Genomic DNA, 16,045 nt, shown 5'->3' on the forward strand with positions numbered 1-16,045 from the left:
ATCTGGATAGGATATAATAAATAATAGTATAATAGAAGTACAGTGTTACTACTTTTAAGAAAATGAGTCTAAGAAAATTAATAAGTAATAAAACAATAGCGGCACTAGCAGTGATTGTAACTGCATTTGCAAATACAAGCGCGTTTGCGCAGGCTGCCGCTGCAACAGCAGAGAAACCTGTTGATATGGGGCCGGTTTATAAAACCGCGACGTTCTATGTTCTTGCATTTTTACTGGTTTGCTTATTTGTAGCAATAGTTGGTAAGGCATTAAAGGTTTATGAATTGACCCGTGAGGCACAGGATAAACCAAAAGGAATTAACTGGGATGCAATAAACGGAGGTTTATTCGCCTTATTCCTTATAGTAGGTTTATATGGTGTATATTGGGAATATACGGTTCATGGTAACATGATCTTACCTGAGGCTGCTTCTGAGCATGGTAAAAAGATAGATCAGATGTTTAATATTACATTGATTCTTACCACCATCGTTTTCATTGTTACACACATACTTCTATTTGCTTTTGCTTATTTCTACAAACACAGCGGAAAAAGAAAAGCTTATTACTATCCTCATAACAATACCATTGAGCGTATCTGGACAATCATTCCGGCGTTAGTTCTAACAGTTCTTGTACTTATGGGATTCCTTACCTGGAGATCTATATTCTATAAAGTTGAAGATCCTAATAACAAGCCTATCAGTATTGAGATAACTTCATCTCAGTTTGCCTGGGCAATTCGTTACGCAGGTGCCGACGGTGTGGTAGGACTTAAAAACTATAAATTAATTACTTCAGACAACGCTTTGGGTATTGATTTTAAAGATAAAAAGACATTGGATGATCAACTTGCAGAAGTAATGGTTATTCCAGTTAATAAGCCGGTTCGTTTGATTCTTACCAGTAAAGATGTGATCCACAGTTTTTATATGCCACATTTTAGAGTTCAGTTGAATACTGTACCAGGTATGACGTCATATTTTGAATTCACTCCTACAATTACTACTGAGGAGATGAAAGCTAAAACAAATGATCCTAAGTTTAAATATTTGTTCTTATGTAATAAGATTTGTGGTGATGGTCACTACAAAATGCAGAGAGAGGTTAAAGTTGTTTCACAAGCCGAGTATGACGCATGGGTTGCTGAATTGCCAACATACCTAACTGATGATTTAAGGAAGCAATTTAATTTGCCTGTAGCTTCGGCTCCTGCAAGTGAACCAGCTGCTGCAGCTCCTGCTGATACAGCTGCAAAAGATACTTCTGCAGTTAAAACGAATCAAATAGCTTTAAAAAAATAACAATACTGGAATAGCACATTATGTCAACTATATCATTACACGATACACATAACCACGATAGCCATGATGATCATGGTCATCACAAAGAGACTTTTTTAACGAAGTACGTCTTTAGTCAGGATCACAAGATGATCGCTAAACAGTTTTTGATAACTGGTATTATCATGGCTGTTATAGCAATGGGCTTATCTATATTGTTCCGTATACAATTAGCATGGCCAGATAAAAGTTTTCCTCTTTTAGAGACATTTTTAGGTAAATGGGCTGAAGGTGGGAGGATAAAACCCGACTTTTATCTTGCATTAGTTACCATACATGGTACCATCATGGTATTCTTTGTATTAACAGCTGGTTTGAGCGGTACTTTTAGTAACTTATTGATCCCTCTTCAAATTGGGGCAAGGGATATGGCATCGCCATTCCTTAACATGCTTTCATACTGGTTCTTCTTTACTGCGTGTGTGATCATGATGAGTTCATTCTTTATACAAACAGGACCGGCAAGTGCGGGATGGACGGTTTATCCGCCACTATCTGCATTACCAACTGCAATTAGTGGTTCTGGTTTAGGCATGACTTTATGGTTGATCAGTATGGTACTTTTCGTTGCATCATCTTTAATGGGTGGTATCAACTATGTAAGTACTATCTTAAACATGCGTACTAAGGGAATGGATTTGTGGAAAATGCCATTAACAATCTGGGCATTTTTCTTAACAGCTGTTTTAGGTATCTTATCTTTCCCTGTATTAGTTGCAGGTGTTGTATTGTTAGTGTTTGACCGTAGCTTTGGAACAAGTTTCTATCTTTCTGATATTGTTATGGGTACTCAAGTATTGCCAAACGAAGGTGGATCACCAATCTTATGGCAACACTTATTCTGGTTCCTGGGTCACCCTGAGGTATATATTGTAATCATGCCTGCAATGGGATTGTCTTCAGAGATTATGTCTGTGAATTCAAGAAAGCCAATTTTCGGTTACCATGCAATGATTTATTCACTAATCGGTATTACCATCTTATCATTCATCGTTTGGGGTCACCACATGTTTGTAACGGGTATGAACCCATTATTGGGTGGTGTGTTTATGATCACTACTTTGATTATTGCTGTTCCTTCGGCAGTTAAAACATTCAACTGGTTAGCTACACTATGGAGAGGTAATATCAGATTTACTCCAGCTATGCTGTTTGCTATTGGTATGGTATCATTCTTTATCTCAGGTGGTTTAACTGGTATATTCTTAGGTAATGCATCTTTAGATATTAACTTGCATGATACTTACTTCGTTATTGCTCACTTCCACCTTGTAATGGGGTCTGCTGCAATATTTGGTATGCTTGCAGGTGTTTATCATTACTTCCCTAAAATGTTCGGAAGATTAATGAGCAGTAAACTTGGTTATTTACACTTCTGGATCACATTTATTTGTGCTTATTTAGTGTTCTTCCCACTACACTTCTTAGGTCTTGATGGGGTTCCTCGTCGTTACTATGCATTTACTGAGTTTGAGTTTATGCAGAAATGGGTTACTGTAAACATTTTGGTTACATGGTCTGCAATTATTGCTGCAATGGCTCAAGTTGCATTCTTATTTAACTTCTTCTATTCTATTTTCAAAGGCAAAGTATCATCTCAAAACCCTTGGGGTGCGAATACATTAGAGTGGACTACTCCTGTAGAACGTTTACATGGTAACTGGCCAGGTGAGATTCCAACTGTTTACCGTTGGCCATATGACTATAGCAAGCCAGGTGCCGAGGAAGACTTTATTCCTCAAACTGTGCCTTTCTCTCAAACTATGAGCTCTAATATGCCACATGATTTTGAAGGAAACGCTGAAGCTGAGCGTATACAGAGAGAGTGGGAAGAGAAAGAAGAAGCTGCAGGCAGAACAAAATTAGACTAGCATATAGTTTATAATATGATGGGGTATCTGCAGTAGGTAAATACTTACAACAGATACCTCATTTTTTTTAAATCTAATACACACCATGGTTCCTAAATCTGAGAAGAGATTTATCAGGCTAAACCTTATAACGATAGTTGTAACCTTATTGCTAATCTTGGCAGGGGGGATAGTACGTAGTACAGGTTCTGGTATGGGATGTCCGGATTGGCCAAAGTGTTTTGATCAATATGTTCCTCCAACCTCGGCTTCGCAACTACCTGCAGACTACAAAGAAAAGTATGTAGCTGAACGTGTTGTAAAGAATGAACGTTTTGCTAAAACACTTGATAAGTTAGGTAAAGGACATCTTGCAGATAGCATAAGACATGATGAATCTATCTTACAACCAGAGACTTTTAATGTAGCAAAAACCTGGACGGAATATTTAAATCGTTTGATGGGGGCTGCAACCGGGTTTTTATTAGTTGGATTAGTTATCTATTCTTTTACCTATCGTAAAACAGCCAAACGTATAGTAGTTTTAAGCTGGGTGAATCTGGTAGTGGTCGCCTTTCAGGCATGGTTAGGTTCAATTGTTGTGTCAACCAATCTGGTTCCATGGATTGTTACGGTACACATGTTATTGGCTTTAGTAATTCTGGCCATATTGGTTTATACCTATAACTACGCACAGCAGATGCATAAGGCAGTAACCATAGTTATGGCTAAGGTAGTATGGTTAAAGGTTTTAATCTTTTTAGCTATAGTGGTAAGTGTGCTGCAAATTGTTTTAGGAACCGAAGTAAGAGAGGCTGTTGATGCTGTTTCAAAAGCTTTAATGTATAATGACCGCGAAAGCTGGTTAACCAGAGTAGGCAAGATTTTTTCTTATCATAGAGACTCAGCTATGGTTGTGCTTATATTGAACATCATTATATACAAGCTTGTTAAAGATAGGTTTAATGGTAAAGCTACCGCTTTAATGGTAGCCAATTCCATAGCAGTAGTTTTGATTATTCAGATAGTAACTGGATTAATATTGTCGAACTTTGCATTGCCTCCTTACGCTCAGGCATTACACATTTTATTTTCAACCTTACTATTTAGTCTGCAATACTATCTGTTCTTGTTAGTTTACAAAACAGATACTTACAATCAAGAGCATTAATAATATATAATTTGAAACAGTTTTTAACAGATTTTTCTAAGCTCATTAAATTCAGACTTACCTTTCTGGTAGTGTTTTCTGCATCAGTTACCTTTTTAATTGGGTCGCAGGTAGAAATCGCTGGAGTGGTTCCTGGAATAGACTGGACCAAATGGCTTATTTTAATAGCTGGGGGCTTCCTGGTTACCTCTGCAGCCAATTGTTTCAATGAGGTAATAGAGGTTGATCTGGACAAGTTAATGACCAGAACCAAGGACCGTCCAATGCCTGCCGGACATATGACCACTGGCCAGGGTTTGGTATCGGGGTTAGTAATGGGAATGCTTGGCACGTGGTTATTAGGGAAATTAAATATCGAAACAGGATTGTTATCCGTATTCTCGATATTTTTATATGCTTTTGCTTACACCCCTTTAAAGCGCAAATCACCTATCGCAGTATTTGTTGGGGCCATTCCGGGAGCTTTGCCCCCACTAATTGGTTACGTGGCAGCTCACGGAAAGATAGATGAAATTGCAGTAATACTTTTCCTTGTACAGTTTGTATGGCAGTTTCCTCATTTCTGGTCTATCGCATGGGTACTTGATGATGATTACAAGAAGGCCGGATTTAGATTGTTGCCTACTACTAAAAGAGATAAGGCAAGTGCATTTATAACATTTATCAGCACCTTAATATTAATTCCGGTTAGCTTGTTGCCAACATTCTATGGATTTGGTGGCTATTATATAGCTGGAGTGTCACTAATTGCGGGATTGGTGTTTGCATGGCTGGCATTTAAAATGTGGGTTAATATGGATTTGGCAAGTGCAAGGAAGGTAATGTTTTGTTCCTTCTTCTATCTTCCATTAGTGCAGGTGATTTTATTTTTTGATTTTATAGCTAAATAATTTAAGATGGTACACACATTAAATAAAGAGGATATGAAGTCTGCAGCACCTATAGATACTAAACCTAAGAAGTTTGTTATCTGGTTGTTTGTGGTTTCCTCAACTATTATGTTTGGAGGTTGGACAAGTTATTACATTGTTTTTGCAGCCTCAAAAGGTAAAGGCCACGGTTTGGTACTGCCTGATGTTTTCATGTATAGTACAGCTGCATTAGTAGGTAGCAGTATCTGTTTATTCCTGGCATCAAGAGCGCTAAGGAACGGGCAGATTCAAAAGCAGAGATTGTTCTTGTGGTTTACTATTGCCCTTGGATTAGTATTTGGTTACCTGCAGGTAGAAGCATGGTCGAGCTTATACCATAGCGGAGCAGCAATGGTAAATAATAATGCTGCTATTTCTGTTATTTATGTGGTTTCTGGTTTCCACTTACTGCACATTTTTGCAGGTTTATGTATTGTATTGAATGCCCTAATTGGGGCTTATAAAGAAATGCCGATAGAAACACGCAAGTACCGGATGGAAATTGCTTCTATATTTTGGCATTTTATAGATATATTATGGATATATCTGTATGTTTTTTTACTTTTGAACAGTTAGATTTTTTAACAAACTATTACTATTTACAAAATGAGTTCATTATCACAATTAGATCAGGTAAAAACTACTCCATGGAGTGGGGGCCGCTCGCCGTGGTCAGTAGAGTACGGCAAAATAATGATGTGGTTTTTTCTGGTTTCTGATGCATTCACATTTTCGTCATTATTGATCTATTACGGAGCGCAGCGCTTCAGTAAATTTACATGGCCAGATCCGGATTTGGTTTTCCAATCTATTCCAGGCATAACCGATAGTGGTGCTCCACTTGTATTTGTGGGTATTATGACGTTTATTTTGATCATGAGCTCGGTAACTATGGTACTTGCGGTAGAGGCTGGTCACAGACGCTCTAAGAAGGAAGTAGTGTGGTGGATGATTGCTACTATTATAGGTGGTTTAATGTTCCTGGGTTGTCAGGCTGCAGAATGGACACATTTGTTCCATGAAGGGTTTGGCTGGGGAAAGATTCCAACCATGGAAACGCTACATCATTTGTTTACCGGTGAGGTATCTACAGTATCTGCACTTCAGTTCTCAAATCTATTCTTTACAATAACAGGATTCCACGGATTCCACGTATTTAGCGGAGTGATCATTAACATCATCATCTTATGCATGACTATTAATGGTACTTTTGAAAAACGCGGACATTACTTAATGGTTGAAAAAGTTGGTTTATACTGGCACTTTGTAGACCTTGTCTGGGTATTCGTGTTTACATTCTTCTATTTAGTTTAATCTTTCTCAATTAAAATATTATGTCAGAAATACATACAGACCACTCTCACGACGAGCATGCACATGGTGAACATGCTGGGTTAGATAAAAAGAAAATTTGGCAGGTATTTGGTATCCTGCTTGCAATCACGGTAATTGAGTTTATTATTGCTTTGGTTCTTATACCAGGTGGCCACATGCCTCAGCATATAGGTAACTTCGTTTACATTGCCTTAACTTTATTAAAAGCATTCTATATCGTTGCGTACTTTATGCACCTTAAATATGAGAAGGTAGGGCTTCAGGTTTCTTTAACCGTCGTTTTTGTTTTTATCTTTTACTTTATTGTTTTGATGTTAATTGAAGGCGGCTACTTACACCTACATATGCCTTTAGTTTAATGAAGGGTACTCCAATAAAAAAAATATTAATCCTGGTCACCATATTAGCGGTACCAGGATTTTTGTATTATTTACTCCAGGAAAAAGGCAAAAACAGATACAGACCGCTTCCTATTTTTGGACATAAAGAAGTTGCTGCTACATTTCACTCGGTTAGAGGGACACAGATTCCCGATACGATTTACCATGTAGTAAATGATTTTAAGCTGATCAACCAGAATGGAGATTCTGTTAGTTTGAGTAAATATGGAAGTAACATTTTAATATTAAGTCTGTTTTATACCAAAGGAGATGCGAATGGTGCTGGAGCGACAACTAGGGCTATGAAAGGTTTTAATGAAACCTATCAGCATGATAAAGCAGTTACTTTTGTAGGAATCAGTATTGATCCTGAAACTGATAAACCAGATGTACTTGCAGGTTATGCGAAGACACTTTCTGCAAAGGCAGGCAAGTGGGATTTACTAACGGGAGATAGCACACAGTTATCGACATTGATAAAAAAAGGATTGTCCTTAGATGCCCATCAGGAAAAGATTGGCACTGAGAACAAATTTATTCATAGCAATATGCTAGTATTGCTTGATAGCCATCGTCGCATTAGAGGCTATTATGAGGCCACAAATCAGGAGGCCTTAACAAAGCTGGATGATGAAATTAAAGTGTTGCTGGCAGAGGAGTTGAGAAACTCCAGAGACGGAAGATAAGAAGTTCCAAATAGATAGAATATGAATTTTAATGATAAGTTTTTTTTAAGATTAATATGGATTGTAACAGCGGTTGTGTTACTTGTGGTTATCGCGTTAAAGTTAGTACCACCTCCAGAGCCTACACCATCTTTCATCTATCTATTTCCACATATAATAGGAGGCATTAATGCAACTTGTGCAATACTCCTTATTGTGTCTTTAATTTTTATAAAAAAGAAAAACATCCAGGCCCATAAAGTAACGAATGTTATCACATTTATCCTTTCGGCAATCTTCCTCCTTTTTTATATCGTTTTTCACCTCTATGAAAAAGATACTAAGTATGGAGATGTTGATCATAACGGGGTATTGTCGGCAATTGAATTGGCCGCAGTTGGATCAACCCGTTATATCTATTTCTTTATACTGGCTACACACATTATTCTTGCTATTGTTGTTTTACCCTTAATCCTTGTGAGCTTTTTAAGAGGATTTAATATGCAGGTGGAACGTCACAAAAAAATTGTTAGGTGGGCTTATCCGGTATGGCTGTATGTTGCTGTAACTGGGGTAATAGTATACCTAATGATATCACCTTATTACAATTTTTAGACTGGTTTCTGACTATTCTTAAAATGTGTTACAGTTTCTTTGCTTATATTTGCAACATGAAAAAGGTAGCAGTTATCTTCCTCTTTATGATCCTGATCACAGTATCATCGTCAAATAATGTGAATGCGCAATGTGCCATGTGTACTGTGAGTGCTGAACAAAGTGTAAAGAACGGTAATACTCAGGGAAAAGGTTTAAACTCAGGTATTTTGTACCTTTTGGCTATTCCTTATCTTCTAATATCAGGAATGGGCGTGTTGTGGTATATAAAATATCGCAAAAGAACTGTTAATTATGCAGAAAACGTCTAAGTTATACGCCCTCGTACACGGTAAATGCCCTCAATGCAGGAGAGGCGATATCTTTACGGGAAGTCTTTATGGCTTTAACGTACAGCACACCAATACCATTTGTGGCCATTGCGGTCAACGTTTTGAAATTGAGCCAGGTTATTTTTACGCGGCCATGTATGTGAGCTATGCTATGAATTGTGCAGAGATGATTGCATTAGGTATAGCTACTTATGTATTTTCAGGAGGTAATCTTGAGTTTGAATCTTTATGGCTTTATCTTACTGTAATCTTTACAGGATGTTTAATTTTGGCACCTTTCAATTATCGTTATTCCCGGGTGATTTTATTACATTGGCTTTCTCCAAAAATAAAGTATAACGCCTATTACGACAAGCCATGATTAAGTCAGAAACATTAGCTTTTATTAAAGACGTAGCTCAAAACAACAACCGGGAATGGTTCGCAGAAAACAAGGGTAGGTATGAAACTGCGAAAACAAATGTATTGGCATTTATTGATCAGTTGATACCCAAATTAGCAGCTGTAGACCCTGAATTTCCTATCGATACACCAGCAAAAAAATGTCTATTACGTATTTATAGGGATGTTCGTTTTAGTAAAAATAAAGATCCATATAAAAATAACTTTGGGATTTCTTTTAGTATAAATGGGAGCAATATACATGGTCCGGGATATTATCTTCATATACAGCCGGGAGAATGTTTCCTTGGCGCTGGATTTTGGATGCCTGAAGCTCCTGTTTTAAAAAGTATAAGAGAAGAGATAGATTATAATACTTCCGAATTTCTGAGCATAATTGATAACAAAAGTTTTAAAAATACTTTTACGCTAAGTCAGGAAGATACGTTAAAAAATGCCCCGAAAGGCTATGATACTGATCATCCTCAAATAGAATTTCTAAAACTTAAGAGCTTTATAGCTGCGCGAATTTTCCTGATCACTAAATTAATAACACATTAATGAAAAAAATTAGCTTATTCTTATTCGTTGGGCTGTTTGCCAGTGCATTCAGTTCGTGCGTAGTTCTGTCTCCTAAAAAGTATAAATCATTACTAGCAACACAAGATTCATTAAAAACAGGATGGGGAGAATCGCAATTAAAGAATGAAAATCTGGAGGGTCTGATTGCAAGGTTAAAAAAAGATACTACCGGATTAAGCAGTGCATTAAACGATCTGAAGAACAAGTATTCCGAAATGGATAGCAATTATGCTAAACTAAAGAATAAGAGTTCTACGGAGATCAACAAGCTTTCGAATGATTTAAAAACACGTGAGCAACGCTTAAAAGAAGTGGAAGAGATATTACGTAAACGTGATGAGGCTACCAATCAATTAAAGGAAAAACTGCAGCAGGCACTTCTAGGATTTACTAAAAACGGTTTGACTGTGGAGATTAGAAATGGTAAAGTATATGTTTCTCTTACTGATAAATTGCTATTCCCTTCTGGAAGTATTATTATTGACGAGAAGGGGAAACAAGCTTTAAGTCAACTGGCAGATGTATTAAAGCAACAGCCCGAAATTAACATCGCTGTTGAAGGTCATACAGATTCTCAAAAAATAACTAACCTGGGACAAATTAAAGACAATTGGGATTTAAGTGTTTTGCGATCAACATCGGTGGTGCGCTACCTGACAGAAGTTAGTAAGGTTGAGAGTGTGCGTATGACAGCAACAGGGAAAGGCGAATTTCAGCCGTTGGATGCCAATACCACAGCGGAGGGCAGAAGCAAGAATCGTAGAATTGAGATCGTTCTTTCGCCTAAATTGGACGAGTTGTATGATTTGATCAAACAATAATGTCAATTATTCTGAAAACGCACAGAACGCCTAAAACGTATTATTGCGCATAAAACGCACAGAGCGCATATTACGGCACATATTTTTTTAATACAGGTAATTTTAGTCAGTCTCTCCTTGTACCTGACCCTACAAATGGTTCGGTTCAGGTTAAGTAATAACAGGTGTTACACACGGGTTACCTACCTGTATTATAGGTGTATCGGAGATCTGTACCCTTATGAAAGGTACCTAATGGATCTCCGCCACCCAGATGTCAAAGAAAGGGCTTAGCAAGCCGAACAGAACAATTACAGGGTTGATAGTAAGTCCAATCTTTAAAAAGGACTGTCGAAATCTTTGAAAGTGGGCAATATCAGGTCTTTGTCAGAGAGGATCAGATCTTCTTTTGCAATGCTACTACTCCAATCGATGTTGATATCAGCATCATTCCATATTACACCAATTTCGGAAGCCTTGTCATAGTAATTAGTTACTTTATAGGTGAAAATAGTATCATCCTCAAGAGTTAAAAAACCATGTAAAAATCCTGGTGGAACCCATAATTGTTTATGGTTATCGCCACTAAGTTCTATACTGAAATATTGGCCAAAAGTTTCAGACTGTTTTCTGATATCTACTGCTATATCTAAAACGCTGCCTTGTAGAACCCTTACTAACTTACCTTGCTCAAATGGAGCTTTTTGAGCATGAAGTCCACGTAAAGCACCTTTCTGAGAAAAAGATTGATTGTCTTGTAGAAAGGTAGCATCAATACCTGCGTCTGAAAACAACTTTGAATTGTAGCTTTCGTAAAAATATCCCCGGTTGTCTTTCCAAACCTTGGGCTCAATAACCAGAAGGTTAGCAATGGGAGTCTCTATAATATTCATAAATAGGATTAAGCGATATATTCCATCAGAGAGGTAAAGGACACCTGCTGATTTTTAAAATTTTCATTCACTTCGGCTAGTAAAGCAGGTGCAAAGTTATCCTGGTAGGCTAAGTAATTATCCATGTTTTCGGCTATATACTGCGCACAGTATGTTACACCTTCATTTGGAGAGTCAACTACTTTAAGAAGCCTATTGGATACAAATAATCCTGTTTGCATTACTTGTGGAATGTGGATCTCCTGCATCCATTGAAGCCAGCGATCTGCTGAGTTATCTTCGATAATTGTGGTTACATTGTATAATAACATGGTGCAAAGATAGAACTATGTACCAATATTATCCCCACGAAGTTTCCTAAAACGCTTACGGGCCTCTGTGGTAAACATACTACCTGGATAGTCACTAATCAGTTTCTGATATAATGCTTTAGCTTCTTCATTATTCTTCAGGTTTTTCTCATATAGGTCTGCTAATGTAAATAGCGCATCGTCGGCCCAAAGACTGGTTCCTTGTTGGTCTATAAGTTCTTTAAGGACCTTTATGGCGCTATTTATTTCATTTGTTTTGATATATATTCTGGATTTTGCCATTAATATGTCATCAGTCAAGCTATTGTTTGGGAAGGCGATTGCAATGCTGTCCAGTTTTATGAGAGCCTTTGCAGGAAGATTTCGAAACTGAAGCATCTCCGCATCAGCATACATTTTAAGTGCATTGCTGTCTACCTTAGATTGAAGATTATCGGAAATCATTAAACTCAAGTTTAATGCATCATTAGCAATTAATTGAGATGTTGATGCCTTTAAAACATCTGCCTGGGATTTTGCATAGGAGAAATTGCCCTGATAAAAAGAAAGTTTTGCTGAGCGGAAATGAGCTTCGTTTCCTACAGCTTGGTTTTCAAACTGCTTAGCCACCTGTTCGTAAATTAAAAAAGCCTCCCAGGGTTGTTGTGTCAATATATAAATATCTCCAAGATCGAGTTTCATCTGGCCTGTTTCGGCTGCAGAAAGGCCGGTGATAGTTAATGCGTCTTCTAACGTTTTTTCAGCCTTAGGTAAGTCGTTAAGATAATATGCTTGTAAGTTAGCCAGTTTCTTCATTGCAAAAACTGTTTGAGCAGTTTTTCCATACTCATCAATTATAGAACCGTATTCTGTAGCAAGATCTGTAATTGCTTTTTTATCAAATTGACCCGTGATTACCAGCTGATATTTTGCATCTATCATTTCTACCTTTGCGGGTAAAAAATATGGATTCTCCTTGCCTTTACTTACAATGTACTCAAAGGCCTTTATAGCAGTAGTATAGGCTTGATTAGCAATAAAAGTATTGGCCGTATTGAATAATATAGCTCCATCATCCTTAACTCGTTTATCCTGTGCTATTAGCTGCCTTAATGCCATTTCGTATTCTTGCTGCTGAAGATATTGCCATATTAAAAGTTTGGTATAAATCTCTGTTTGCGGTTCCTTCTGTATTTTTTTTAACAAGGCAGCTTGTAAAATAAGGTAATCGGCGTTGTCTTCAAAAATAGAAGAGAGTACACTTTCTGCCTGGAGCAATAATTCAGGCATTTGAGCGAGTGCATTAATGTACTCCTGCACAAGCATGTTCTTATCCTTTTTAAAACGATATATACTTAAAAGTTCGTAAGTGAAAATCTTTTCATTGTTAAGCATCTTTCTTCCTTGTAAGAAGGTTGATATAGCGAGATCATATGCCTGAAAGCTATAGAATATATTAGCAACCTCTCTTATCTTAAACTCATCTGCCGGCAAATTGTTCAGCGTTTCTGAGTATGCCTTATTTGCCGCATCTATTTGTCCCTTTTCCTGATAAACACGGGCAAGAGCCATTGTATAATGTAAGTTTTTTGGATTTTGTTTAATTAGTTTTTTGGCAATCTTTTCGGCCTCATCTAGTTTTTTGAGCTTAATAAGGGAGGTATACCAGAGGTCAAAATAAGTATCATTCTTAGTCGCATTGAACAATTTCTCCAGTAAAACAGAGGCTTCCTGATACTGGCCTTGCTGGTAATATTGAAAAGCCAATCCTTCATCAACGCTGCTTTGAGCTGAGCAAAGAAAGCTTGTATAAGAGAATAATAAAATCAGAATTAATTTTTTCATCAGGGATGGACTATCAATAGAGTCCCTAAAATAATGATTTGAATTCTAATTTCCCTTCTATTGGTAAAAACATAAAAGCGTATTTTAAATGTTACTCAAGGAATGTTTTCTATTATTTAATATTTATTTTCTTTGGTTATGAGGCAATTATTGATTTGACGGGTTTTAAAGATTGTTTCTAAGGAACTGATAATTCATATTAGTTAAATATTTAATTTATTTTGAGCATATTGAAATGGGGGTTTAAGGTAACAATATTGGTGTAAACTGATTTACACTGGTAGGGTTCCGTAGCTTTGTAAGCAGAAAAATGATATGGTTGTATTTAAAAAATATTTTTTTCTTTTCTTATCACTTTTTGCTTTAGCCTGTACACAAAAGGGGGGAGTGAGAGTTATGCCTATCGACGATTTTTTTAAATCGCAAAATAGGATAGGCTATAGGGTTTCACCAGATGCCAGGAACTTGTCTTATCTGAAATTAGAGGGCAAGAATCAAAATTTATATGTTGAGGATATTGAGACAGGTAAGGGGAAAAAGATAACTCAATTAAAGGAAAAGAGCATTATCTTCTATTTTTGGGTAAGTAAGGATGAGCTCATTTATTATAAAGAAACGGATCCTGCGCTTAGGCTCTCTGATATATTTATTATTAATAAGGATGGTAAGAATGAGCGGCAGCTAACGAATAACGAAAAGAGCAGAATAAAGGTTCTTGATGATCAATTGATGGACGATAAATACCTGCTTGTCTCGTCTAACAAAAGAGACTCAACAGTTTTTGATGTTTATCGTTTAAATGTTCGTAATGGGGAAATGCAAATGGCTGCAAAAAATCCGGGAAATATTACAGACTGGACCACAGATTCTGAAGGTAAACTCCGATTGGCAACAAGCAGTGATGGTGTAAATGAAACATTGTTATACAGAGAAAGCGAAAACGACGCATTTAAGCCGATAGTAACAAATAACTTTAAAAATACGTTAAGACCAATTGCTTTTGCTAAAAATAAACTAAACGTTATTTATGCTATTTCCAATGTAAACCGTGATAAAGGGGCCTTGGTTGAGCTTGATTGTAAGACCGGGAAAGAGATTAAGGTTTTGTTTGGTGACGAGACTATAAATATTACTGACGCTCAGTATTCAAGGAGAAAGCAGAAAATGTCTTTTGTTGTTTATGAAACCTGGAAAAAAGAGAAGCATTATCTGGATGATTCGGTAAAATTAATTTACAATAATCTGGATAAATTACTCCCTAAAACAGAAACAAGGATAATTGATAGGGATAAAGCAGAGACCGTTTTTATTGTAAGAACGTTTACCGATCGTAATCCAGGGTCCTACTACCTTTATTTTTCTGAAACAGGGAAAATTCGAAAATTGAGCGATTTCAATTCAGCTATTAATGAAGACGAAATGTGCGAGATGAAACCTGTCAGTTATGTTTCAAGAGATGGGATGAAAATAGAGGGATATCTAACATTACCTTTAAAAATGAAAGCCGAGAATTTGCCGGTTGTAGTGCTGCCTCACGATGGGCCAGTGGCAAGAGATATTTGGGGTTATAATCCAGAAGTGCAGTTTCTTGCAAACAGAGGGTATGCTGTTTTTCAAGTAAACTACAGAGGGTCTACTGGTTATGGTAAAGCTTTTATGGCTGCTGGTTTTAAAGAGTGGGGATGTAAAATACAACATGACATTAATGATGGCGTTAAGTGGCTGATCAGTAAAAAAATTGCCGATCCTAAAAGGATTGGAATATATGGAACTGGTTTTGGTGGATACATTGCACTTAATGGTTTATATTCTGAAAATAAGACTTATGCATGTGGTGCTTCAAATTCTGCGGTGATTAATTTATTCACTTATTTGAAATCAATACCACCATTTTTAAAACCGAAATTACAAATGTACTATGAGGTTATAGGAAATCCACTTACTGACGTAGATAAAATGCGCCAGTCTTCTCCCTTGTTTCAGGTAGATAGGATAGAGAAACCTTTGTTTATTGCTCAAAACACCAAGGATCCGAATATAAATGCTGGTGAAACCATACAGTTCGTAAAAAATCTCCAAAAGAGAAATATAAGCGTGACTTATTTGGAAAATGATGGTGATCCATTCTATAGTAAAAACGATGAGGGACGACAAAAACTATATACAGCTCTTGAATCGTTTTTAGAAGTTAACCTAAAAAAGAAGTAAATTCAACCTCATGTCTTCAGAGAAGAAAAGCGGTTATCGTAAGAATTTTCCATTAATACTCACTTTCATCATTTTGATGTTGGTGCTGTTTATGTTGTCGCTTTTATTAGCCTATAGATTTAGTACAAAGTATATAGAAAACCAATTTGTTTCTGAAAAGGTAAACGTACTTGAACAAAGCATTAGGCCATATAATGATTTCTTTCAGAAAAAACTACCTGAGGTTTCTTATTATAATGGTTATCTGGATTCGGCCACTGCATCTAACTTTGTTGACACCGTGTTGCTGGAATATCCCTTTGTATCCAAGGTAATCTTTTATGATTCTGAAGTTAAAAATACCCCGGTAACTGATGGTTTAAATATCGGAAAGTTCTCTTTTGGCCCTAAAAGTATTTATCAGTTTGGAAGCTTGGTTCCAATGGATTCGGTTAAGCTATTCTC

17 protein-coding genes are annotated in these 16,045 nt (G+C 36.8%); 14 read left to right on the forward strand and 3 right to left on the reverse strand.

Annotation, left to right across the window (positions count from 1 at the left end; genetic code table 11):
- The first annotated feature begins 62 nt into the window (after positions 1-62).
- The 13 genes from AC1DDX_RS05000 to AC1DDX_RS05060 all read left to right on the forward strand — a co-directional run bounded on the left by AC1DDX_RS05000 (position 63) and on the right by AC1DDX_RS05060 (position 10,386).
- The gene (locus tag AC1DDX_RS05000; protein ID WP_172661719.1) at positions 63-1,304 is read left to right on the forward strand and encodes a cytochrome c oxidase subunit II; all 1,242 of its coding nucleotides are present in this window, start codon (positions 63-65) and stop codon (positions 1,302-1,304) included.
- A gap of 20 nt (positions 1,305-1,324) precedes the next feature.
- On the forward strand, positions 1,325-3,214 hold the full coding sequence (locus tag AC1DDX_RS05005) for a cytochrome c oxidase subunit I (protein ID WP_172661718.1): 1,890 nt from the start codon (positions 1,325-1,327) through the stop codon (positions 3,212-3,214).
- Between the two features lie 85 nt (positions 3,215-3,299).
- Entirely contained in the window at positions 3,300-4,364 is a 1,065-nt protein-coding gene (locus AC1DDX_RS05010; protein WP_172661717.1) for a COX15/CtaA family protein, read from the forward strand.
- An 11-nt stretch (positions 4,365-4,375) separates the two neighbouring features.
- Positions 4,376-5,254 (forward strand): heme o synthase, encoded by an 879-nt coding sequence (gene cyoE / locus AC1DDX_RS05015; protein ID WP_048907755.1) that lies wholly within the window; start codon positions 4,376-4,378, stop codon positions 5,252-5,254.
- Positions 5,255-5,260: 6 nt separating this feature from the next.
- The gene (locus tag AC1DDX_RS05020) at positions 5,261-5,851 is read left to right on the forward strand and encodes a cytochrome c oxidase subunit 3 (protein WP_172661716.1); all 591 of its coding nucleotides are present in this window, start codon (positions 5,261-5,263) and stop codon (positions 5,849-5,851) included.
- 30 nt (positions 5,852-5,881) lie between these two features.
- Positions 5,882-6,589 carry a cytochrome c oxidase subunit 3 gene (locus tag AC1DDX_RS05025; RefSeq protein WP_099440523.1) on the forward strand — a complete coding sequence of 236 codons (708 nt, stop codon included), beginning with the start codon at positions 5,882-5,884 and terminating at the stop codon, positions 6,587-6,589.
- Between the two features lie 20 nt (positions 6,590-6,609).
- On the forward strand, positions 6,610-6,969 hold the full coding sequence (locus AC1DDX_RS05030; protein WP_172661715.1) for a cytochrome C oxidase subunit IV family protein: 360 nt from the start codon (positions 6,610-6,612) through the stop codon (positions 6,967-6,969).
- Positions 6,969-7,676, forward strand: coding sequence for an SCO family protein (locus AC1DDX_RS05035; RefSeq protein ID WP_477612050.1), 708 nt, complete (start codon positions 6,969-6,971; stop codon positions 7,674-7,676). The genes AC1DDX_RS05030 and AC1DDX_RS05035 overlap by 1 nt, the downstream gene beginning before the upstream one ends.
- Before the next feature lie 21 nt (positions 7,677-7,697).
- Positions 7,698-8,270: a DUF420 domain-containing protein gene (locus tag AC1DDX_RS05040; RefSeq protein WP_172661712.1), complete on the forward strand. Its 573-nt coding sequence runs from the start codon at positions 7,698-7,700 to the stop codon at positions 8,268-8,270.
- A 56-nt stretch (positions 8,271-8,326) separates the two neighbouring features.
- Complete coding sequence (locus AC1DDX_RS05045; protein ID WP_172661711.1) at positions 8,327-8,581, forward strand: hypothetical protein; 255 nt, start codon at positions 8,327-8,329, stop codon at positions 8,579-8,581.
- Positions 8,565-8,963, forward strand: coding sequence for a DUF983 domain-containing protein (locus AC1DDX_RS05050; protein WP_172661710.1), 399 nt, complete (start codon positions 8,565-8,567; stop codon positions 8,961-8,963). Before AC1DDX_RS05045 ends, AC1DDX_RS05050 begins: the two co-directional genes overlap by 17 nt.
- Complete coding sequence (locus AC1DDX_RS05055) at positions 8,960-9,544, forward strand: DUF2461 domain-containing protein (protein ID WP_477621825.1); 585 nt, start codon at positions 8,960-8,962, stop codon at positions 9,542-9,544. The genes AC1DDX_RS05050 and AC1DDX_RS05055 overlap by 4 nt, the downstream gene beginning before the upstream one ends.
- Positions 9,544-10,386 carry an OmpA/MotB family protein gene (locus AC1DDX_RS05060; protein ID WP_172661708.1) on the forward strand — a complete coding sequence of 281 codons (843 nt, stop codon included), beginning with the start codon at positions 9,544-9,546 and terminating at the stop codon, positions 10,384-10,386. The genes AC1DDX_RS05055 and AC1DDX_RS05060 overlap by 1 nt, the downstream gene beginning before the upstream one ends.
- A 317-nt stretch (positions 10,387-10,703) precedes the next feature.
- On the opposite strand, the gene rfbC is transcribed toward AC1DDX_RS05060, so the two are convergent.
- From rfbC to AC1DDX_RS05075, 3 genes are read right to left on the reverse strand one after another with little or no spacing between them, the layout of a single operon-like run.
- Positions 10,704-11,258, reverse strand: coding sequence for a dTDP-4-dehydrorhamnose 3,5-epimerase (rfbC, locus tag AC1DDX_RS05065; protein ID WP_172661707.1), 555 nt, complete (start codon positions 11,256-11,258; stop codon positions 10,704-10,706).
- A gap of 8 nt (positions 11,259-11,266) precedes the next feature.
- Complete coding sequence (locus AC1DDX_RS05070; RefSeq protein WP_172661706.1) at positions 11,267-11,569, reverse strand: DUF4286 family protein; 303 nt, start codon at positions 11,567-11,569, stop codon at positions 11,267-11,269.
- Positions 11,570-11,584: 15 nt separating this feature from the next.
- Positions 11,585-13,393 (reverse strand): tetratricopeptide repeat protein, encoded by a 1,809-nt coding sequence (locus AC1DDX_RS05075; RefSeq protein ID WP_288883616.1) that lies wholly within the window; start codon positions 13,391-13,393, stop codon positions 11,585-11,587.
- A 315-nt stretch (positions 13,394-13,708) separates the two neighbouring features.
- On the opposite strand from AC1DDX_RS05075, the gene AC1DDX_RS05080 reads away from it, so the two are divergent.
- A complete protein-coding gene (locus AC1DDX_RS05080) occupies positions 13,709-15,601 on the forward strand; it encodes a S9 family peptidase (protein ID WP_172661704.1) in 1,893 nt (630 codons plus the stop codon).
- The last annotated feature ends 444 nt before the right edge of the window (positions 15,602-16,045 follow it).

The sequence above is a fragment of the Pedobacter sp. 10L46_2 genome (assembly GCF_056395165.1).